Origin of the sequence: Caballeronia sp. INML1, assembly GCF_023631085.1 — a bacterium.
Lineage (GTDB): Bacteria > Pseudomonadota > Gammaproteobacteria > Burkholderiales > Burkholderiaceae > Caballeronia > Caballeronia turbans.
Window position 1 is genome coordinate 1 of record NZ_JALQDT010000082.1, and the last position, 20,306, is coordinate 20,306.

At 61.5% G+C, this 20,306-nt stretch carries 17 protein-coding genes and 3 pseudogenes; 11 read left to right on the forward strand and 9 right to left on the reverse strand.

The window, feature by feature from the left end; all coding sequences use genetic code 11:
• The 3 genes and pseudogenes from NCR38_RS32720 to NCR38_RS32730 all read right to left on the reverse strand — a co-directional run.
• Window positions 1-431 (reverse strand): annotated as a pseudogene (locus NCR38_RS32720) (NADP-dependent malic enzyme); the annotation flags it as partial.
• A 76-nt stretch (window positions 432-507) separates the two neighbouring features.
• Entirely contained in the window at window positions 508-1,866 is a 1,359-nt protein-coding gene (gene dctA, locus NCR38_RS32725) for a C4-dicarboxylate transporter DctA (protein ID WP_061121864.1), read from the reverse strand.
• A gap of 158 nt (window positions 1,867-2,024) precedes the next feature.
• The gene (locus NCR38_RS32730) at window positions 2,025-3,191 is read right to left on the reverse strand and encodes a mandelate racemase/muconate lactonizing enzyme family protein (protein ID WP_061121863.1); all 1,167 of its coding nucleotides are present in this window, start codon (window positions 3,189-3,191) and stop codon (window positions 2,025-2,027) included.
• Window positions 3,192-3,310: 119 nt separating this feature from the next.
• Here NCR38_RS32730 and NCR38_RS32735 point away from each other — a divergent pair, with 119 nt between their 5' ends.
• The 4 genes and pseudogenes from NCR38_RS32735 to NCR38_RS32750 all read left to right on the forward strand — a co-directional run bounded on the left by NCR38_RS32735 (window position 3,311) and on the right by NCR38_RS32750 (window position 6,796).
• A complete protein-coding gene (locus NCR38_RS32735) occupies window positions 3,311-4,270 on the forward strand; it encodes a LysR family transcriptional regulator (RefSeq protein WP_061121862.1) in 960 nt (319 codons plus the stop codon).
• A 224-nt stretch (window positions 4,271-4,494) separates the two neighbouring features.
• A pseudogene (locus tag NCR38_RS32740) lies at window positions 4,495-4,939 on the forward strand (integrase).
• Between the two features lie 218 nt (window positions 4,940-5,157).
• Window positions 5,158-5,439 (forward strand): hypothetical protein, encoded by a 282-nt coding sequence (locus tag NCR38_RS32745; RefSeq protein WP_250478431.1) that lies wholly within the window; start codon window positions 5,158-5,160, stop codon window positions 5,437-5,439.
• The gene (locus tag NCR38_RS32750) at window positions 5,420-6,796 is read left to right on the forward strand and encodes a transglycosylase SLT domain-containing protein (protein WP_409219336.1); all 1,377 of its coding nucleotides are present in this window, start codon (window positions 5,420-5,422) and stop codon (window positions 6,794-6,796) included. Before NCR38_RS32745 ends, NCR38_RS32750 begins: the two co-directional genes overlap by 20 nt.
• Window positions 6,797-7,098: 302 nt before the next feature.
• On the opposite strand, the gene NCR38_RS32755 is transcribed toward NCR38_RS32750, so the two are convergent.
• Both NCR38_RS32755 and NCR38_RS32760 read right to left on the reverse strand, forming a co-directional pair.
• A complete protein-coding gene (locus NCR38_RS32755) occupies window positions 7,099-8,535 on the reverse strand; it encodes an MFS transporter (protein WP_061121860.1) in 1,437 nt (478 codons plus the stop codon).
• A 24-nt stretch (window positions 8,536-8,559) separates the two neighbouring features.
• A complete protein-coding gene (locus NCR38_RS32760) occupies window positions 8,560-9,033 on the reverse strand; it encodes a nuclear transport factor 2 family protein (RefSeq protein WP_061121859.1) in 474 nt (157 codons plus the stop codon).
• A gap of 234 nt (window positions 9,034-9,267) precedes the next feature.
• Here NCR38_RS32760 and NCR38_RS32765 point away from each other — a divergent pair, with 234 nt between their 5' ends.
• The gene (locus NCR38_RS32765; protein ID WP_061121868.1) at window positions 9,268-9,909 is read left to right on the forward strand and encodes a TetR/AcrR family transcriptional regulator; all 642 of its coding nucleotides are present in this window, start codon (window positions 9,268-9,270) and stop codon (window positions 9,907-9,909) included.
• Between the two features lie 301 nt (window positions 9,910-10,210).
• Here the strand turns inward: NCR38_RS32765 and NCR38_RS32770 are convergent, their stop codons facing one another.
• From NCR38_RS32770 to NCR38_RS32780, 3 genes are all read right to left on the reverse strand, one after another.
• On the reverse strand, window positions 10,211-11,011 hold the full coding sequence (locus NCR38_RS32770; protein WP_250478428.1) for a TetR/AcrR family transcriptional regulator: 801 nt from the start codon (window positions 11,009-11,011) through the stop codon (window positions 10,211-10,213).
• A 111-nt stretch (window positions 11,012-11,122) separates the two neighbouring features.
• Window positions 11,123-12,034, reverse strand: a complete 912-nt coding sequence (locus tag NCR38_RS32775) for an SMP-30/gluconolactonase/LRE family protein (RefSeq protein ID WP_061121858.1) — start codon at window positions 12,032-12,034, stop codon at window positions 11,123-11,125.
• A 55-nt stretch (window positions 12,035-12,089) separates the two neighbouring features.
• Window positions 12,090-12,854: an enoyl-CoA hydratase/isomerase family protein gene (locus NCR38_RS32780; RefSeq protein WP_061121857.1), complete on the reverse strand. Its 765-nt coding sequence runs from the start codon at window positions 12,852-12,854 to the stop codon at window positions 12,090-12,092.
• 405 nt (window positions 12,855-13,259) lie between these two features.
• Here NCR38_RS32780 and NCR38_RS32785 point away from each other — a divergent pair, with 405 nt between their 5' ends.
• Genes NCR38_RS32785 through NCR38_RS32810 form a run of 6 tightly spaced genes read left to right on the forward strand, consistent with a single transcriptional unit; the run spans window position 13,260 to window position 19,526 of the window.
• A complete protein-coding gene (locus NCR38_RS32785) occupies window positions 13,260-14,543 on the forward strand; it encodes an MFS transporter (protein ID WP_235024305.1) in 1,284 nt (427 codons plus the stop codon).
• 49 nt (window positions 14,544-14,592) lie between these two features.
• Window positions 14,593-16,980, forward strand: a complete 2,388-nt coding sequence (locus NCR38_RS32790; RefSeq protein WP_061121866.1) for a xanthine dehydrogenase family protein molybdopterin-binding subunit — start codon at window positions 14,593-14,595, stop codon at window positions 16,978-16,980.
• Window positions 16,977-17,837, forward strand: a complete 861-nt coding sequence (locus NCR38_RS32795; RefSeq protein ID WP_061121855.1) for a xanthine dehydrogenase family protein subunit M — start codon at window positions 16,977-16,979, stop codon at window positions 17,835-17,837. The genes NCR38_RS32790 and NCR38_RS32795 overlap by 4 nt, the downstream gene beginning before the upstream one ends.
• The gene (locus NCR38_RS32800) at window positions 17,834-18,322 is read left to right on the forward strand and encodes a (2Fe-2S)-binding protein (protein WP_250478429.1); all 489 of its coding nucleotides are present in this window, start codon (window positions 17,834-17,836) and stop codon (window positions 18,320-18,322) included. The genes NCR38_RS32795 and NCR38_RS32800 overlap by 4 nt, the downstream gene beginning before the upstream one ends.
• On the forward strand, window positions 18,312-18,626 hold the full coding sequence (locus NCR38_RS32805) for an EthD family reductase (protein WP_061121865.1): 315 nt from the start codon (window positions 18,312-18,314) through the stop codon (window positions 18,624-18,626). The genes NCR38_RS32800 and NCR38_RS32805 overlap by 11 nt, the downstream gene beginning before the upstream one ends.
• Before the next feature lie 45 nt (window positions 18,627-18,671).
• Window positions 18,672-19,526, forward strand: a complete 855-nt coding sequence (locus tag NCR38_RS32810) for an NAD(P)-dependent oxidoreductase (RefSeq protein ID WP_061121853.1) — start codon at window positions 18,672-18,674, stop codon at window positions 19,524-19,526.
• Window positions 19,527-19,906: 380 nt separating this feature from the next.
• Here NCR38_RS32810 and NCR38_RS32815 read toward each other — a convergent pair.
• A pseudogene (locus tag NCR38_RS32815) lies at window positions 19,907-20,221 on the reverse strand (TetR/AcrR family transcriptional regulator); the annotation flags it as partial.
• Window positions 20,222-20,306: the final 85 nt, after the last annotated feature.

Below are 20,306 nucleotides of genomic sequence, written 5' to 3' on the forward strand. Positions count from 1 at the left end.
TTGATGTCTTCCAGATTGATGCCGCCGAAGGTCGGTTCGAGCGCGGCGATCACATCGACGAGCTTGTGCGGATCGCTTTCGTTCAGCTCGATATCGAACACGTCGATACCGGCGAACTTCTTGAAGAGCACGGCCTTGCCTTCCATCACCGGCTTGGAGGCTAACGGCCCGATATTGCCGAGTCCGAGCACGGCTGTGCCGTTCGACACGACGCCCACCAGGTTGCTGCGCGCAGTGAAGCGCGCGGCGTTCAGCGGATTCTCGACAATCGCCTCGCACGCGAACGCGACGCCCGGCGAGTACGCGAGCGAGAGGTCGCGCTGATTGATCATTTGCTTGGTCGGCACGACAGCGAGCTTTCCCGGCGTCGGAAACTCATGATAATTGAGCGCGGCTTCGCGAAAACCTTCTTTGTCCGTTTGCGTGGTCATTTCGGCAATGCTCTAAAAAAGAAGTTGGCAGTCGCCTAAGGGCCACTGCCAATTTGCACAAGGATGTTGTGGAGGCTCAATGAGCGTTCGATCGCCCGGACGCATCACCGGTCGATGGGAATGCAATGGCGGGATGGTCGATCGGCTGCAGCTCTTCGAATTCGTCTACGTTCGTACGATTGAGCACCGCACGCGCAGTGTTCATATCGAGCTGTCCTTCCCAGCGCGCGACCACCACAGTTGCAACACCGTTGCCGATCAGGTTGGTCACCGCCCGAGCTTCGTTGAGAAAGCGATCAACGCCGAGAAGCAAGACCAAACCTTCGACCGGTATTTTGTGCATCGACGCGAGCGTGGCAGCCAGTGCAACGAATCCAGCACCCGCGACCCCCGCTGAGCCTTTCGAGGTGAGCAGTAGCACACCAAGCACAAGCAACTGATCCCAGATCGTCAGATGCACATTCATCGCCTGCGCGATGAACAGGGCCGCCATCGTGAGATAAATTGCCGTTCCGTCAGCATTGAAGGTGTAGCCGGTCGGCAGCACCATTCCAACAACCGGTCGCGAGCAGCCCATCCGTTCCATCTTGATCAGCATCTGCGGAAGTACCGCTTCCGTGGAGGCCGTGCCGAGCGTGATCAGGATCTCGTCCTTGATGTAGCGAAGGAATTTAAAGAGCGACAGTCCGCACATCCTCATGACAAGGCCGAGGATCACAACCACGAAGAAGATCGACGTCAGATAGAGGCACAACATCAATTGGCCAAAGGAAGCCAATGTGCCGATGCCGTACTTTGCTATGGTGAAGGCCATGCCGCCGAACGCCCCGATAGGTGCGACGTACATGACAATCCGCACCACACCGAACATGCCCTGAAGGAACATGTCGAGCATGTCGACAAACGGTGCAGTCCGAGGCCCCAACTTGGCAAGAGAAATGGCAAGCAGCAGCGAGAAGAAAATGATGGGCAGTATCTCGCCGTTGGCGAACGCGCCAACGATGCTGTTCGGCACAATGCTCATGAAAAAGTCGAGCATGCCATGTTGCTTCGCTGCAGTCGTGTAGGTTGAGATCGCAGACCCGTCGATGTGCGACGGATCGACGTTCATGCCGACACCAGGCTTGAAGACATTCACGACAACCATCCCGACGAGGAGTGCGATCGTCGATGCGACTTCGAAGTACAGCACGGCCTTAACCCCAACGCGGCCCGCCTCATGAAGATCGTTCATGCGGGCAATGCCAACCACGACCGACGCGAAGATGATCGGTGCGAGCAGCATTCGGATCAACTTGATGAACAAGTCTCCAAGGGGCTTGAGTTGAGAACCAATGTCCGGATAAAAGTGGCCCAGCAGAATACCGGCGATGATCCCGATAATAACCTGCACATAGAGCTTCGAGAGCGTCTTCCTAACTTTCGATACCAGCATGTCTGTCTCCTATGACTGGCGTCTTTTTTGTGGAGTGCGAACGAGCAGCCACAGCGAGATAGTCCGCTGTGGTGAGCACGGCCGCGTGTCGCCTGTGTTTGTGTTTTTATAGGCGCGGCATCGACGAGAACCGTCGATGCCTTGATACCGCTGAGTGTTTAGTCCGAGAGTTTGCGCATCTCGGCGATGAGATCCGACTTACCCTCGAAGCCGATACCCGGCAGGTCCGGCATCGTGATGTAGCCGTTTTCGACCTTGACTCCGTCGGGGAAGCCGCCGTACGGTTGGAACAGGTCCGGATACGACTCGTTTCCGCCTAAGCCGAGGCCAGCGGCGATGTTCAGTGACATCTGGTGACCGCCGTGGGGGATGCAGCGGCTCGGCGACCAGCCGTGTTGACGCAGCATGTCCAACGTGCGCAGATACTCCACCAGGCCGTAGCTCAGCGCGCAGTCAAATTGCAGCCAGTCGCGGTCGGGACGCATGCCGCCATAGCGGATCAAGTTACGCGCGTCCTGCATCGAGAACAGGTCTTCGCCCGTCGCCATCGGCTTGTCGTAGTAGTTCCGCAGCGTGGCTTGCAGCTCAAAGTCGAGCGGATCGCCCGGTTCCTCGTACCAGAACAGGTCGTATTGCGAGAGCGCCTTCGCGTACTGGATTGCTGTGTCCAAATCGAAGCGACCGTTGGCGTCGACGGCAAGCTTCTGGCCGTCTTGAAGCACGCTGAGAATCGAGTCGATGCGGCGAAGATCTTCATCGAGCGATGCACCGCCGATCTTCTTCTTCACCACGGTGTAGCCGCGGTCGATATAGCTGCGGATCTCGTCTTTCAGCTTCTCGTGGTCCTGGCCCGGATAGTAATAACCGCCTGCCGCATACACGAAAATCTTGCGATCCGGTTGGCCGTTGCCGTAGCGTTCCGCCAGCAATTGGAAGAGCGGCTTGCCTTCGATCTTCGCCACCGCATCCCAGATCGCCATATCGATGGTCCCAATTGCGACCGAACGTTCGCCGTGACCACCGGGCTTTTCGTTGGTGAACATCGTCGCCCAGATCTTGTGGGGATCGAGGTTAGCGCCAGCGTCATTGACCAGCGAGGCGGGATCGGCTTCGAGGATACGAGGGATGAACCGCTCACGCATGAGCTTGCCCTGCCCGTACCGGCCGTTGGAGTTGAAGCCGTAGCCGACCACCGGCTTGCCGTCCCGAATCACGTCGGTGATGACGGCGACCAGACTCAGCGTCATCTTGCTGAAGTCAATATAGGCATTACGGATCGGGGAACTGATCGGAACGGTCTTTTCGCGAATTTCAACGATTCTCACGGCTTCGTCTCCAGAGTTTTACGAGATTGTTGCGACTCATTGGCTGCAACATGGGACGTAGCTTAACCGCGAAAAAGGCTGCTAAACTGCACTTCTGTTCATATCACTTTTCAATTTCAGTGAATACGGAAACGCAGACAGCGACAGATTTCGAGTTTTTTATTCTTCTGGCGAAACTCAGGAGCATGTCCGGTGCCGCCCGAGCGCTCGATCTGTCGCCGCCAGCTGCGACGAAGAGGCTTGGCGTCATTGAACAGCGACTCGGTGTACGACTGGTCAATCGAACAACGCGGAGCGTGAGTCTCACGCCTGAAGGCGAAACTTACCTTCGCTACGCAACGCAGATCGTTGGGCAGGTCCGGGAGATGGAGGAAGCAATCTCAGGAACGAAAGGCGATCCTCAAGGGCTTTTGCGCGTCAATGCGACGCTAGGCTTTGGCCGGACAACAATCGCGCCGTTGGTCTCGGAATTCGCAAAACGCTTTCCCAGCGTCGAAATTCAGTTTGAGGTCACGGATCGTCCAGTCGATCTTGTTGATGGCGCGTTCGATATGGCGATACGATTCGGCGAACTTCCAGACACTCGCTTGAGCGCGCGAAGGATTATGAGCAATCGCCGCTTTCTTTGTGCCTCGCCAAAATACCTTGAGAAGTACGGCACACCCGAGCGCGTCGAAGATCTAGCCCAGCATCGTTGCATCATCCACCGCCAGAATGACGACGCGTATGGCGTCTGGCGCTATATCGTGAATGACCACACCGAGGCCATCAAGGTTAAAGGGGCCTTGTCCAGTAACGACGGCGACATCGTACTTCGATGGGCGCTTGAAGGACACGGGATATTGATACGATCTGAATGGGACCTAGCCAAGTATGTGCAGAGCGGGCGTCTCCAACTTGTGCTGCCTAACACGGTTCTACCGTCGGCCGACTTATTCGTCTATTACCCGAGGCAGAAGAATCAAACAGCCCGGGCGCGCGCCTTCATTGATTTCCTCGTGAGTCGATTTCAGGCACCGTTCACTCCGGTGGACACCGGCGCGGAGCCGCGGGAGCGAAAGAAGCGGAGCCGCGCTTGATGAGTTGGAAGCAAGGTAGCTTGGAACGCTCGCAAGCGTCTTACTCATAACGTTGCTTTCGGTCAGCCTTGACTTAGCACCAGCGACGAGTCGACGCCCGAATGACTTAAGTTCGCCGCTACGAGACGCTGACGATGGAAAGTAACGAGTGGCGGAGTTGGGTCGAAAATCGCCCACTTCGCCAAGTGCACAATCAATCTCCCTTCGTCGAAGAGGAGATTGTCATGGAAACGCTTACTTCTTCCGGCGCTCGCCGGGTGCCATGGAATCAGGGGAGGTTGACCGGCCAGAAACCTCCGTTGAAGCTTCGGGAAATATGGGCGATTCGAACGAGGCTGTAGATGTCTTCCAACGTGTCGCGTCCTGGATCTCGGCACGGGCGCTGAAGCCCGCCGACTTTCTGTTTCCCAGTCGCCTGCACGTGTCAGCACATGTGTCCACGCGCCAGCCTGCACGCATCGTGCATCGCTGGGTCGCATCAATCGGACTGGATGACGCCGCGTATGGCACTCCACGATGCGCCGCACGAAGGCAGCCCTGATATATCGACGCACCAAGAACCTGCGCGCGGTTCAGTTGCTCTTGGATACCAAGCTTGAGAGCACGGTTCGATACCTTGATATCGAGGTGGACGACGCGCTCGAGATGGCCGAACAAACCGAAGTCTGATAACTGTTGGCCGGTGAGCGGGCGCTTGCCGGCCATCTACGGCCTTATCCGAAGGCCGGATGATGCGCTGCACTGTTGACCCGTGCCCCGGCCTACTGGCCGCCGAAGGGCTTCTCGACGCTCAGCCCCAGAAACGCCTCTGGCAACTTTGCGACCTTGCCGATCGGTGACACCTCCGACAGAAGCCTGTTGTCACGCTGAAGGCTTGAACCGTTTTCATGCGCAACTATGCTGTAAGAGTCGAGGGGGCGGGCACGCAAAAAACCTCGAAAGCTCAGATGATTGCGTCCGTGCAACGATGGTCCAAATGGGCCGGGCGCAACGCTGAAAACGAAAAGTTCGGTGTGTATGATGCGTTTCGCTCGTGCGTGGCTGCTTTCAGTCTTGTTTGGAGCTTCGCTCGGCTTATGGAGCGCGCTTTGCGCCGCGGTTCAGCCGGCTTCCGCGCCATCATCGGCGTCAGCATCACCGACAGCGTCCGTGCCGATTCCTGCAAGTGAGACGCGCCGCATCGATCTGACCAACAAGCCTTGGCGCGGCGACTTCGACGCGATGCTCGAGCGTCGCATGATTCGAGTTCTCGTTCCCTTTAGCCGCACGCTGTACTTCAATGATCGCGGACACGAGCGTGGGGTGACCGCGGATACCGTGCGTGACTTTGAACGATTCGTCAACAAGACCTATGCAGATCGCCTCGGCAAGCGCCCGTTCACAGTCATCATGATCCCGACAACACGCGACCGGCTATTGCCCGGGCTCGCGGAAGGCATCGGCGATATCGCGGCCGGCAATCTGACGGTGACTGAGGATCGCCTGAAACAGTCCGACTTTGTTAGCGCACACGCGCTCAAGCTGACGCGTGAACTCGTTCTGACCGGTCCGAAGTCACCCGCGCTCTCCACCCTCGGTGACCTGAAGGGCAAGACCGTCGACGTTCGCCGCCATAGCAGCTATTACGAAAGCCTGATCGCACTGAACAACCGCTTCCGGCAGGCGGGCAAGCCACCGATGCGAATCGTGCTGCTACCGGACGCGCTCGAGGACGAAGACGCGATGGAGATGCTGAACGTGGGCCTGCTTCAGATCCTGGTCGTCGATGACTGGAAGGCGCGCATGTGGGCGCAGATGCTGCCGAACGTCAAGGTGCACGAGAACATGGCGGTGCGGGAGGGCGGCGTCGTCGGCTGGGCCATTCGCAAGAATAGCCCCCAGTTAAAGGCGGTGATCGGCGACTTCTATGAGAAGTTCATCAGGAAGCAAAGCGTAGCGGAGATCCGCCTCAAGCAGTACGTGCAGGGTGCGAAGCAGATTCACAACAACACGGAGAGTGCCGAGCTCAAACGTTTCAGACAGACGGTGGCGTATTTTGAGAAGTATGGCCAGCAATACAATTTTGATCCACTGATGCTCGCCGCCCAAGGGTTTCAGGAATCGCAGCTCAATCAGGATGCGAAGAGTCGGGTGGGCGCGGTCGGCATCATGCAACTGATGCCGGCCACAGGGAAGGAACTCAACGTTGGGGACATCAAGGTTACGCAGTCGAACATTCATGCCGGCGCGAAGTATCTTGATCAACTGATGACCCGCTACTTCCGGGATGCCCATTTTTCCGAGGTGGACCGGCCGCTATTCGCCTTTGCCAGCTATAACGCCGGACCGGGAAACATCGCGAAGATGCGCAAGGAGGCTGCCGCCCGCGGACTCAACTCCGATGTCTGGTTCAACAACGTGGAGATCGTGGTGGCCGAGAAGATCGGCGTCGAGACGACCACATATGTGCGAAACATCTATAAGTACTACGCGTCCTACCACCTTCTCAAGGAAGCGCAGGCGCAGCGCAGCCGCGTGGTTCGGTAGCGGAGCGGCTGACCGGGCAACGCAAATCGCGTGGCCGACGGTTCGCCGACACGCGACAAGCTTCTTCGCGTCTGGTGGCACGCGGGGATCGCGCAAGCGTGTCAGCAGGCGGGCATCCATCTCAAGTCGACGATCCCCAACTGTTCAATCTCCGCCCGCATGTCCAAGGGCCTGCATCCGGCAAGGTCGACGCGGAGCACGCCCTGCGGCGCTCGGCCCGTGCGGCTCGCAATTGGATTGCCGTGCATGCCGGGGGAACGAGCATCGATGTTCTCGTTGCCGCGAGTGATGGCGGGCTGGGCTCAACGAGCGGCGGTCCTTGCAGCGGCATGATGGCTCGATCTTGAAGCGACGATAGACAGGACGGCGGAAACGGCCAGACTGCCGCCGACGCACACCATTGCGACGACCAGTGCCCTGGCCAAGGTCAGCGGATCCGGTGAAGTCCCTGCGACACTGAAAAAGACGCCGCCGATGACCGCGACACCCAGTGCTGCGCTGATTTGCAACGCCGAATTCGTGATGCCCGCGATCATCCCGGAACCGGTCGCCGGTGCGCGATTGATAACCGAGCGCACCAGCGTCGGCAGCGCCCAGCCCTGACCGAATCCCAGGAGTGCTACCGCTCCGATCAACGGAAACTGAGCCGGCATCTGTCCGGGCGCGCCGGCCACGAGGGCGGCGAGGAGTATGCAGCCGGCGACCTCGAGCATCATGCCGACGGCGGGGACGCGGTCGCCGAAGAGGCGGATCGCCAGCGGAGTCGTCAGCGGCCCGATGAAGGCGCCGACCCCGAACGGCAGGAAAACCAGCCCTGTCTCGAGTGGGCTCATTCCAAGTGCCGCCTGGAGGTAGACGGAGAACGTCAGGAAAAAAGCAGAGACGACATAAAAGAAGAGGACGCCCGTAAGCCCGCTCATCAGGCCAGGCCTCCGGATCAGCTCCATGCTGATCAGGGGCACGCCGCCTCGGCGGGCGTAGGCCGCCTCGTATCGGCAAAAGCCTACTCCAGCGACGGGGCACGCGAACAGCATTGCGCAGGCCCACCACGGCCAATCCAGCTCCCGCCCTTCGACCAGCGGCACGATGAGCAAGCCCAGCGTGAGCGCGCAGAGTAGCACCCCGATCCGGTCTACGGGTGCCGGGCTGTCACCGCGGACGTCGGGTAGCAACGGCAGCCCGAAGATCAGGACGGCGGCGACGACTGGCAAGTTGATGAGAAAGACGACGCGCCACTCCAGGTGAAAGATGTCCGCAGAGATCAACGCACCTCCGAGCGCCTGCGCGGCTACGGCGGCCAGTCCCACCGCGGCGCCGTAGAGGCCCAAAGCGCGCGCGCGCTCCTTCTCTGGGAACAAGGCGTGAATGGAGGCCAGCCCTTGCGGCGCCATGGCGGCGGCGCTCACGCCCTGCAGCACGCGCCCGAAAATCAGTATGGCGGGTGACGATGCGAGGCCGCAGATCACCGATGTCAGTCCGAAGCCCGTGACGCCGATCAGGAAGATCCTCCGCCGGCCGAAGAGATCGCCTAGCCGTCCTCCTGTGATAAGGAAGACCGCGTAGGCCGCGGCGTATCCGGAAATGACGAGTTGCAGCTCTGCGGCGCTCGTGTGGAGGGTGCTTTGGATGGACGGCAGGGCGACGTTCACGATGAAGAAGTCCAGCGGAGGCAGAAATGCTCCCACCAGCAACACCGCGAACGCCGACCATCGACGCGTGGAAGAGGTTGTCGTATGCATAGGTTTTGGCGGCGGCGGACCGCGTCAGGCCGGACGGCCGAAGCGTTCCGTTCCCGTGATGGGGTGCCAGTTCTGGAGCGGCGTGGCGTAGTGCATGGTGAAGGTGCGCTCCAGGAATGCCCAGCGGCCGTCGCGTCGCTGATAGACGTCGCGGTATTGGCCGCTCACTTGGAGCGTGCCCTGATCGACGTCGTAAAAAAGACAGTCCGCCGCCACTAGCCCGTGGCCGTTGTCACCGTCCACCGTGATCAGCGCATTCGCCATCCAGTGATGCATATGTGGCATGCGCTTCATGTTGATGCGTGCTTGCGCCAGGATGGCCTCCAGGCCGTCGGAGTTGCCATTTGCGCCCAGGAGCAGTCTCGATTCGGGATGCCAGAGAGTGGCCAGCAGTTCGATGTTCATGGTGTCGAACGCCTCGGCGTAGTTAGCGATCAGCGCATCGATGGCGAAGCGGCTTTCGATGGCGTCAAGGCGTGCTTCGAGTTCTTTGGACATTGGTTTTTACGTACCGATTGGTACACAAATAGCGAAAAAAAATGCGGGGTTCGTGTCGTGGCCTCGCGCTGCTCTGGCTTTACATACCGAGTGGTACAAATATAGAGGAGCTTGGAAGGCCGTGTCAACTGCCCTCTTGAACGGCCCGGTGCCATGCGCGGGAGGTTGTAAGTCGCGACTTGCCCAGAGATTGTGTATCGACTAGTATCTAAATTTTTGACTGCGGAGATGTTCATGGTTCAGCGGGGTCGGCCACGCACGTTCGACCGCGATGCGGCGATCATTTCGGCGATGCACCTGTTCTGGGAACATGGCTATGAATCGACGTCTTTGTCGCAGCTGAAAGCGGCGATCGGCGGGGGCATCTCCGCGCCCAGCTTCTATGCGGCCTTTGAGTCCAAGGAGGCGCTGTACAAGGAGGCGCTGGAGCGATACATGGAGATTTATGGCAAGGTGACGCGCAGTCTCCATGACACGTCGCTTCCGCCACGGGAGGGCGTGTTCCTTGCGCTGCTACGGTCGGCAAAAATGCAGACTGAGAGCGGCCACCCGAAAGGCTGTATGGTCGCGCTGGGCGTTGTCGGGGCCAGTTCCACCGGCAGTGAAGCCGTCACCCAGTTGCTTCGTGACGTGCGCAGTCGCACGCGCGCTGGCTTCCGCGCCTGCGTAGTACGGGGCATCAAGAGTGGGGAACTGCGCAGCAGCACCGATCCGGCATCGCTGTCCATCGCGTTCGACTGCTTTTTCCAGGGATTGTCTGTGCTCGCCCGCGATCGTGTCCGGCATGCCGTCATCGAGAAGGCCGTGACCGACGCGATGGGAATCTGGGATGCCGCAGTGGACCAGCCGATGCCTAAGGAGGTCGGCAAGACTTAGTCCGGAAGCAGATCAGCTTAGCATTGCCTGTCGACGAGAAAGACGGGCAAGCGCGAGTTCCCTCGACGAGATGAAGCGCTTGGTGCCATGCAAGGCACTGGTGCAGATCGTCGAGTCGCCCTGGGCCAACAGCAAGACCGGGCGGCCACCGGCCCGAGTGGCTCGATGTACGTCGAGTAACCTCGCCCAACTCCGAAAAGGCATCCGTAACAATCCGCGGATCAATTGGCTCTTCCAATTAGAGTCAACGTCCGGCGGCCGTGTGATCAAGCCGCATCGCTTGAACGGCGCATTGTGCAACTCAGTGGGTACGCGATGGCGAAGGCTTTCGGTTGCTTGGAGGTTTGGTGACACGGCCTTCGGGACCCTTCGATAACGCTGCGAGATCCGTCTCGTTGCGCACCAGCGCACGAATGCCCGCAGCCGCGAAGCGAACGAGGTCCGCATAATGCGCTGTCGACTTTTTTTCGCGGTCCTGTGCGCCTAGTCGCATCGCCCGGCCATTGAGTGCATGGGCCTGCTGCCGCGCTCCGACAGAGAAAAGATACGCCCACACCGCCTGCTCGCGTGCGATGCCAGGCACGACCGTATGTAGGGCGTCGATGATTCGCTCCGCAATCGGGTCATAGTAGGTTTCACGAATGCGCCGGGAGCGCTCGTCGCTGCCTAGACTCACGGACGCCACCAGCTGCACGTAAAGCGCCAGATTAACGGCATCCTCCCCATGAAAAATCTCCGACAGCGGCGTGAAGGCGATCGTCAGCACGTCTTCGACGGTGGCCTTGCGTTCCCTCGCAAACAGGTCGTCGAGCAACTTGCTACGGTGTTGATTGATCGCTGACGAGCGCCGCTCGAATACGGCCTCGTAGAGCTTGTCCTTGGTCGCGTAGTGGTAGTGCACGAGCGCCTGCGCGACGCCCGCTTCGTCCGCGATGTTTCGCATGCTCGCTCCGGCGTAGCCATGCTCGCCGAACACGCGCTCGGCCGCATTCAGGATCGCGGATAAGCGCGTACCCGGCGCGCGGTCGGGTTCCTGAGCACCGTTGCCGGCGTGTGCGGACTCCTTCTTTTCGCGTTGTGTTCTCATCTCCGCAAGCTCCATGGCGGTACTATTCGATCGATCAGTCAGTATATCGTGATCCTCGCGCGACGCGGGCGAGACGATCCGGGCCGCGTCGCCACCTGCAACGCGATGACCGGACCGCGCACGCCCTTATCCGAGAAACTCCGGCTCCGGCAGACCCTTGACGCCGGGCCGCACCGCGAGCACGTTGCCCGCGAGCGGCTGCTGCGCGAGTTCCTTCTCGCTCATCCGCCGGCGCGCCGTCGTGATGAAGAGGGTGTCGAGGTCCGGACCGCCGAAGCACAAGCTGCTCACGCGTCGCACCGGCAGATTGACGACCATGTCGATTCTCCCGCGCGGGTCATAGCGCGTGACGCACCAGCCATCCATGTTCGCGCTCCAGAAACAGCCGTCGGCATCGACGGTCGAGCCGTCGCAGATGCCGCGCCCGAGCGGAACTTCCGCGAACTTGCGGCGGTTGTAGATGGCGCCATCGACCGAATCGTAGTCGAACACGTCGATCTGGCAGCTGAACGAATCGGTCATGTACATGAGCCGGTTATCGGGACTGAAGCTGATGCCGTTGATGCAGGTGATGCCTTCCATGATCAGATGCGGCTTCAGATCGGGATCGAGACGGAACAGACGTCCGCGCGGCGTGTAGGCGGCTGCTTCCACGGTGCCAGACCAGTAACGGCCGTGACGATCGCATTTGCCGTCGTTGAAGCGGTTCTTCGGCCGCTCGGCGTCGGGACGCGCCACTTCGGTCAGCTCGCCGGTTTCGGGCGAGAAAAAGTAGAAGCCCGAGCGCATCCCCACGATCAGGCCGCCCTTCGCGCGCAGACCGATGCTGCCGATTTCTTCCTGCATCGGCCAGCTTTTCTTGGCGCCGCTTGAAATGTCGAGGCGATGGATTGCCTGCCCGATGCCATCTACCCACCAGAGCAGTTGCGTTTTCTCATCCCAGATGATCGATTCGCCCAGCACATTGGGTGTGGAATCGATCACGTCGATGACCGAACCCACCATATCGATAGGTCTCGTGATGCTGCTGACAGTCATGTTGCCTCCTTGATCCTGATGTTGATATCCATATCGACGAATCCGATCCGTCCGCTCAGACGGCCGGCTCCTTCATGCGGGCGATGCCTTCGAGCGCGAGTCCGTAACCCAGGACGTCGTGCAGGCGAGCTTTCAGTTCCTGATTCAGGCAGGTGCGTGTATAGCGTCTTACGAGACGCGGTTGCTTGAGCATCGACCGGGCGAGTTCGCGAGCCCGCGGCAGCAGGTCTGCCGGCGGCAGCACTTCGTTGACGAGGCCCATCTCCAGCGCCTCGGTGGCTGAGATGCTCTGGCCCGTCAGCAGAAAGTAGTGGCCGCGCGCTCGGCCCATGAGCAGCGGCATGATCAGATGCATGCCATCGCCCGGCACCATGCCGCCCTGGAAGTGCGCGGTGTCCTGGATCGTCGCAGTGTCCGATGCCAGCACGATGTCGCCCAGCAGTGGAAGCTCCGCGTGCCGCACGGCCGGCCCGTTGATGATGCTGATCACCGGCGCTTCGATATTGAGCAGGTTGATGAGCAGATGCTTCGCTTCCCAGTAGATCGGATCGTAGATCGTGGGTGTCATCGAATTGCGGTTCTGGTGCATGCCCGGCGCGATGGACGGCCCGCTGAACGCATCGCCCGTGCCGGTCATGATCACGACGTCGTTTTCCCGGTCTCGGCCGACGTCGAGAAACGCCTGCTCGAACTCGCGGTGTGCCGTCAGATTCCACACGAGCGGCCCGCCGTGTGTGTGAAAGTGCATCTCCAGTACGCCGTCGGTGCGCGTCATGCGGATGGTCTCGAACTTGTCTGCGTATTCGTCGAAGTTGCTCACGGCTCTGTCCTCTGCTCAACGTTGGAAATCGCGCCGGCGCACGCCGCCGATGGCGTTGGCATGCATCCGCGCAAGGTAATCAAGCGCCGATACTAGCCCTGACTGATCGATCAGTCAACAAGGGAAATTCCGGTCCCGCTTCCGGTTGACCGGGTGTTTGCCCATCCGTTACTGTGCTGACTGTTCGATCGATCAGTTTTTGGTCCGAGCGATCCGCCGCCTGCGGGTACGCCCTGACAAAGAACAGATGCCGCCGGACCATCAGCATGTCCGAGGTTCAAGGAGACAGCTTCATGAGACGCTTTCCGTCGTTCGTATGCCGTTCCGTCCACCAACATTGAGAGGGTCATCATGTCACGCAAAATCGCTCTCGATACCAACTCGCCCGCCCCGGCGACGCCCCAAATGGACACGCAACGTGCGCTGTATTTCAAGGTCGCGCTGCGGCTCGTGCCGCTGCTGATCGTGTGCTACGTGGTCGCGTATCTGGACCGCATCAACGTCGGCTTCGCCAAGCTTCAGATGCAGGACGCGCTCGGCTTCAGCGATGCGGTGTACGGTCTGGGCGCCGGCATTTTCTTCATCGGCTATTTTTTGTTCGAGGTGCCGAGCAATCTGCTCTTGCAACGCATCGGCGCACGCAAGACCATCACGCGCATCATGGTTCTGTGGGGCATCACCGGCTGCGCGATGGCGACGGTATCGAGCCCGACCGCGTTCTACGGGCTGCGTTTTCTGCTCGGCGTGTTCGAGGCCGGCTTCTTTCCGGGCGTCGTGTACTACTTGAGCCAGTGGTTTCCGCGTCATCGCCGCGGCCAGATTCTCGGGCTCTTCATGACGGGCTTTCCGATCGCAGGGGCGATCGGCGGACCGGTGTCGGGCTGGGCGATGTCGCGGCTCGGCGGCGTCGCGGGTCTCGCGGGCTGGCAGTGGCTCTATATCGTTGAAGCTGCTCCTGCGGTGCTGCTCGGCATCGTGACGTGGTTCACGCTGTCGGACGACATCGGGCGTGCAAAATGGCTGACCGAATCGGAGCGTGACGCTTTGCGCCATGCCTTGCGTGCCGAAGGCAGCGACGCGGAGCCGAAGCATACCGGACAGTTGCGGCAGGTGATAGCCGATCCCAAGGTGTACCTTATAAGCTTCGCGTATTTCACCTTCATCTGCGGCACGTATGCGCTGAGCTTCTGGTTGCCGACGGTGCTCAGGAGCGCGGGCGCGACGAGCGTGGAGCGTGTCGGCTGGCTGTCGGCGATTCCCTACGGTATCGCGGCCGTGGGCATGGTGCTGATCTGCCGCAACTCGGACCGGCTGCTCGAGCGTCGCTGGCATGGCGCGCTGGCCGCCTTCGCAGGGGCGATTGCGCTTTCGCTGCTGCCGCTTATGGCGCATGATCTGACTGCGACCATCGTGCTGCTGACGATCGCATCGACCACGGTGTTCGTCACACTTCCGCTGCTGTGGTCGCTCGCATCCGACTATTTCGCGGGCTCGTCCGTGGCTGCTGCCGCAATCGCCTTCGTCAACAGCCTCGGCCTGCTAGGCGGCTTCGCCAGTCCGTTCGCAATGGGCTGGCTCAAGACATTGAGCGGCACGCTGAGCAGTGGGCTTTATCTGATGACCACGCTGCTTGCACTGGGTGCATGCGCGATGCTTTGCATGCGTACCGGCCGTCAGTCGAATGCATAATCAACCAACGAACGTCGAGGCTGCGCAATCGGGCCCGCACGCGGCAAACATGGAACAGACCTTCAAGGATGCATCGCCGGGGAGCCTGCTCGGGGAAAGCGTGGCGCGACTGGATGGCGCGCGCTTCGTCTCGGGACGTGTCGACTACAGCGCTGACCTCATTCCTCGAGATGCCCTCCATCTCGCCATACTGCGCAGCGCGCACGCGTGCGCGAGGATCGTGTCGATCGACCTGTCCGAAGCGCTGGCGATGCCCGGCGTTGTCGCCGGCCTGACGGGCGAGGAAGCGGCCCTCTTCAGCGATGCGATGCCGCCGGCGATGGACCTGCCCGCGAAAGGCGCGCGCGGTCCCCTGCAGAGCCGCTGCCTCGCGCTCGAAGAGGCGACCTACTTCGGTCAACCCGTGGCGGCGCTCGTGGCGACTTCGGTTCACGATGCCCAGGCGGCGCTCGCGAAGATTCGCATCGAATACGAAGTGCGCGCGCCGACCGTGAGCGCGCGTGACGCATTGCGCGACGGTGCGCCGATCGTCCAGCCCGGCTGGGACACGAATCTGCTCGTGCACGACCGCATCCGCTCAGGTGACGCGGATGCCGCGTTCGCGCGGGCGGCACACGTCGCGCGAGGTGAACTGACAATCGGCTCGTCGACGAGCGCGCCGATGGAAACGCTCTGCTATGTCGCCGAGTGGGATGCGCGCGGCGAGCGTTACGCGCTCACTGGCACGTTCCAGAATCCCCATACGAGCCGCTGGCTGATCGCTGCCGCGCTGCGCGTGAAGGAGTCGCAGGTGCGCGTGATCGCGCCGCGTATCGGCGGCACGTTCGGGCTCAAGATGGCGGGGCATCCGGAGGAAGTGCTGGTCGCGCTCTTCAGCCGGCTCACGAAGCGCCCGGTGGCATGGATCGAGGAACGGCGAGAGACCTTGCTCGCGGGCGCGCGGTCACAGCATCACAGCTTCGAGATTGCCGCGGATGAGAACGGCAGGCTGATCGCCTGGCGTGATCGCATACTAGTCGACGTCGGGATCATCGGCGCCGGTCATAGCTGGGCGATGGCGCTCGTCACGCCGGCGGTGTTTCCGACCGTCTACACGATCGAGCATTGCGACGTCGAGTGCTCGCTGGCCATGACCAACCAGCCGCCGTGGCAAGCCATACGTGGTTACGGCAAGGAGATCGGCAATCTCGTGCTCGAACGCGCGATCGATCTGCTCGCGCAACAGACCGGCATGGATCCGGTCGAACTGCGCCGCCGCAACCTCGTCGCGCGCGAAGCCTTGCCGCGCCTCCTGCCATCCGGCCTGAACGTGGATAGCGGCGACTATCCGGGCGGCCTCGAGCAGTTGCTCACGATGTTCGACTACCCGCGATGGCAGGCACGGGCGCGCGCCGCGCGCGATTCGGAGTGTCGCATCGGGATCGGCGTTGCGTTCGAACTCACGCCGGAGGGCGGCGCGCGGCCGGGAAATTTTCCCAACGGCTACGAGACGTCCACGGTACGCATGATGCCGTCGGGCGACGTGCAGGTGCTGACAGGCGTGACGTCACCCGGCAGCGGTAGCGACACCGGCATCGCGCAGATGGTCGCGGGCGAACTCGGCTTGCGCGCCGACCAGGTGAGCATCATCGAAGGCGATACCGACGTGACGCCGCTCGGCACCGGCAACGCCAGCAGCCGTGCGCTCATGTATGGCGGCACGGCTGCGTACCTCGCCGCGCGGGAACTGCGTGACCGGCTTGCGCAGTGCGCCGCCAATATGCTCGGCGGAACGGCCGACGACATCGTGTTGCGCGACGGGCATGCGCGCCGCCAGTCGAACGGCGCGCAGATCGCCGTGGCAGAACTCGCACTCGGCGCCCACCTGCGTCCGTTCACCGTGGCTGCGGGCGTGACCCTTCCGCTCGAAGTGACGCGCAGCTTCGCGCCGAAGAATGTACGCGTGGAGCCGGACGCGCAAGGCCGCATCGCCACTTACCCGACGTTCTCGTATTCCGTGCATGCCGTCGCGCTCGAACTCGACATGGCCACCGGCAACAGCAAGCTCCTCGACTATGCCGTGGTGCATGACTGCGGCGCGATGATCAACCCCGCGCTCGTGGAAGCGCAACTCAGGGGTGCGATCGTGATGGGCATCGGCGTGGCGCTGTGGGAACTCATCAAGATGGACGAGCAGAATCGCATGATCACCGATCGCTTCAAGAGCTACCTGCTACCGCGTGCGAACGATCTTCCGCCGATCCGCGTCGGGCATCGCGTGACGCTCAATCCGTTTCATCCGCTCGGGATGAAGGGCGCGGGCGAATCGGGGCTCGGCGGCGCGCTTGCGGCCGTCAGCAATGCCGTGGCGAACGCGCTGGGTAACGATGCGTGCCTCGCGCACGTGCCGGCAACACCCGCGCGCGTGATCGCTTCCCTGCGGGAGCGATTCGCGTGATAGGGCATCGCTTCGATTTTCATCAGCCAAAGGAACTCGACGAAGCAGCAGACTTGCTGGCTCGCTTCGGTGAGGACGCGTCCGTGCTGGGGGGCGGCACGATGCTGGTGCCGTCGATGTCGGCGAACCTCGTGCGGCCCGCGCATCTCATCGGTTTGAGCGGGCTCGGTCTGGATTCGATCGAGCTGGACGGCACGCACCTGCGTATCGGCGCGATGACGACCTACGCGCAACTGCTCGCCTCGCCGATCGTCGCAAGCCATGCGCCGCTGCTCGCCGCGATGGCCGCCCAAGTCACGGGCGGCGCATCGATCCTCAATCAGGGAACGCTCGGCGGAGCCGCGAGCTTTGCGAATCCTTCGTCCGATGCGCCGGGCTGTCTCGCGGCGATGGAGGCGGTGTTCGAGTTGCACTCGTCCCAGGGAAAGCGTTGCATGCCGGCGTGTGATTTTTTCGCCGACGCGTTTCGGACCGCGCGGCGCGCGGACGAATTCCTCACGGGCATTCTCGTCTCGCGCGACGCGACCCTCATCGCCTGCCAGTACCAGAAGTACAAGGCGAGCGCGAGTTCGTGGCCGATCGTGACCGTCGCATGCTCGTTGCATCGTGGCACGCAGGCGAGCGTGCGGCTCGCGGTCGGTGCGGCAGGGCGCCGACCGGCGTATCACCGCTTCACGATCGACGAGAGATCGTTGCTCGCGCCCGATGCACTCATCGAGCAGGCCGCAAGCAGGGCGCTCAATCTCGTCGGCGAAGGCTGGAACGATGAACTAGCGGACGGCGATTACCGTCGCGCCATCGTGCCGGGTGTCGTGAGGCGACATTTGCGCACGCTACTCGCGGGAGCGAAGGCATGAAAGGAACGATTCAGGTGCGGCTCACGCTCAATGGCGAGCCGCGTTTCGCGGACATAGACTCGCGGCTGTTGCTCGTCGAGTTGATCCGCGATGCGCTGGATGCAAAAGGGACCCGCGTCGGCTGTCTGACCGGCGATTGCGGGGCGTGCACAGTGCTGATCGATGGCGAGGTAAGAAAGGCTTGCCTCGTCCTGGCGGCGTCGATTTCGGGCAACGATGTGCGGACGATCGAAGGCATCGAGGGAATTGAGACGCTGAAAGAGGCGTTTATCGCGGAGAACGGATTCCAGTGCGGCTTTTGCACGAGCGGCATGATCGTCGCGGCCGCGGATCTGTTGAAGCAGAATCCGTTGCCGAGTCAGGAAGAAATACGGCGCGCCATCAGCGGCAACCTGTGCCGATGCACCGGCTACGAAAGCATCGTCAATGCAGTCTATCGTGCGGCGCATGGCGGCCGCTTATCTCGAGGGAACGGTGACGAATGATTCCACCGTCGCGGTTTACGTGACGTATGAAGGAGAACCGGGCGCGCGTTTCGACCGCGCTTATTACGTCGAGCGTCACCTTCCGCTCGTTATGCATCGCTGGTCGCGTTACGGCTTGACCGGTGTCGCTGCGTTTTTTCCGGCAGTGGAGCAGGCCGGTACGCTCGCGATCTGCGAATGCCAATTTCGCGACGAAGCATCGGTCGATGCGGCGTTCGCATCGCCGGAAGTTTCGGAGGTGATGGCCGATCTGCCGTGCTTCACAGAGATCGCGCCGCGCCGCGTGCGGGTGCTGCCGCTCTGAAAAGAGGCTCCCTATCAACATCGATTCGATCAAGGAGGCAATTTCATGGAAATCGGCATCATCGGTCTTGGCGCGATGGGACGCGCGATGGCGCGCAATCTGGCGCACGCCGGACATGGCGTGAAGGCGTGGAACCGCTCGGGCGGAACGGTGGACGGTGTGACGACGGTGGCCTCGCCGGTCGAGGCGTTTCGGGGCGACGCCGTGCTCACCATGCTGTTCGACGACGATGCGATCCGCTCGACGCTCCTCGCGTCGGGCGTGCTCGCGCAGGCAAAACCCGGGCTGGTTCACGTGGTCACGTCGACGATCTCGGTTGCGTTCGCGCGCGAGCTCGTTGCGGCCCACGAATCGGCACGCATTGGTTACGTTTCCGCGCCGGTGCTCGGACGCCCCGACGTCGCGGCGAAGGGCGAACTCAACGTGCTGGCGGGCGGTCCGCCCGATGCTGTCACGAAGGTGCGGCCGCTGCTCGACGTGATCGGCGGTCGCGTCTGGGATATGGGCGACCAGGCGCCGACCGCCAACGCCGCGAAAATCGCCTGCAACATGATGATTACGATGGCGATCGAGGCAATGGCCGAAGCCGTCGTTCTGACGGAGGCAAACGGTTTGCCGCGCGAGCGATTCTTCGACCTGATTCTGAACACGCTGTTTGGCAGTCGCTCGTATCAGGTTTATTCCGCGAACATCGCGCACGGAAACTACGAGCCGGGCTTCAAGGCCACGCTTGGCATGAAGGATCTGCGGCTCGCGGCCGAAGCGGCCGAGGAGGCTGGCCGTGCGTTGCCGCTGCTGGCGGCGGTATATGCGCGCATGGCTGAAACGATTGATGCGGGCATGGGCGATCGGGACTGGTCCGCGATGGCGAAGTTCACGATCGAGTCCGATGATTCATGAGTTGGCGATCAGAAACGGTCCGTTTGACGCGAGGTGTCAGCCGCTCGCATCATGTGTGGAGCGCAAGAGTTCGTCGCACGCATGGATGACCGCTGCGTGTGGGAAGCGGCCGTCGTCTCCGCGCAAACGCGGAAGTCTGCTCCGGGTCGGGTTCAGCCGACCGTGTCAGGCGGCAGTCGGCCAGGTGCTGACATTGAATCGTGCTTTCACCGGTCGCTCAAATGGCCGCTCAACTGCAGAAAGCCGTCTCCGGCCCTGCAGCGCCAACCTTGTGCCGGCTCATCGACTCAGTGATCGAGGCTCTAAAGCACGGGCCCCTCTATCGATAACGTTGCGGGTCGATGTGCGCCGCATCTCATCTTTAGGTCCAGAGACGCCTCTCACCCCGGCAACAGTCCGACTGTCCGGTAGCTGCCTATCAATCTGTCGAACAACGCGATGTCCGCCCGGCCCCGCGCCATCAGTTGAGCGCCGGCCACTGCCGCGTAAATCGCGCACGCCCGTTCTTGGCTCCCTTCGTCCGCAACGACGCCCGCCGCCTCCAGAGAGTTGCGGAGCCACGCCACATTGACGTCCGCGAAGGTCTGCACTTCCTTTTTAACCGCTTCAGGCAGATCGTCGTATTCAGCTGCCATGAAACTGCTCAGGCACATGCGATTGTCGCGCTCCAGAGATTTGCGAAACGTCTCCGGATACTAGTGTGCGGCTGATATGACTCCGCCTGTCAATAGCGATCGGTTTTGGGTTTGTTGATGTGCGCATCTTGCCGAATTTCCTGAG

What these genes read in the sequence shown, in the direction of transcription:
- dctA (WP_061121864.1), bottom strand. Translation starts at nt 1,866, where the DNA reads ATGCTGGTATCGAAAGTTAGGAAGACGCTCTCGAAGCTCTATGTGCAG.
- NCR38_RS32745 (WP_250478431.1), top strand. Translation starts at nt 5,158, where the DNA reads ATGCGCAACTATGCTGTAAGAGTCGAGGGGGCGGGCACGCAAAAAACC.
- NCR38_RS32755 (WP_061121860.1), bottom strand. Translation starts at nt 8,535, where the DNA reads ATGCATACGACAACCTCTTCCACGCGTCGATGGTCGGCGTTCGCGGTG.
- NCR38_RS32760 (WP_061121859.1), bottom strand. Translation starts at nt 9,033, where the DNA reads ATGTCCAAAGAACTCGAAGCACGCCTTGACGCCATCGAAAGCCGCTTC.
- NCR38_RS32765 (WP_061121868.1), top strand. Translation starts at nt 9,268, where the DNA reads ATGGTTCAGCGGGGTCGGCCACGCACGTTCGACCGCGATGCGGCGATC.
- NCR38_RS32770 (WP_250478428.1), bottom strand. Translation starts at nt 11,011, where the DNA reads ATGGAGCTTGCGGAGATGAGAACACAACGCGAAAAGAAGGAGTCCGCA.
- NCR38_RS32775 (WP_061121858.1), bottom strand. Translation starts at nt 12,034, where the DNA reads ATGACTGTCAGCAGCATCACGAGACCTATCGATATGGTGGGTTCGGTC.
- NCR38_RS32785 (WP_235024305.1), top strand. Translation starts at nt 13,260, where the DNA reads ATGGACACGCAACGTGCGCTGTATTTCAAGGTCGCGCTGCGGCTCGTG.
- NCR38_RS32790 (WP_061121866.1), top strand. Translation starts at nt 14,593, where the DNA reads ATGGAACAGACCTTCAAGGATGCATCGCCGGGGAGCCTGCTCGGGGAA.
- NCR38_RS32800 (WP_250478429.1), top strand. Translation starts at nt 17,834, where the DNA reads ATGAAAGGAACGATTCAGGTGCGGCTCACGCTCAATGGCGAGCCGCGT.
- NCR38_RS32810 (WP_061121853.1), top strand. Translation starts at nt 18,672, where the DNA reads ATGGAAATCGGCATCATCGGTCTTGGCGCGATGGGACGCGCGATGGCG.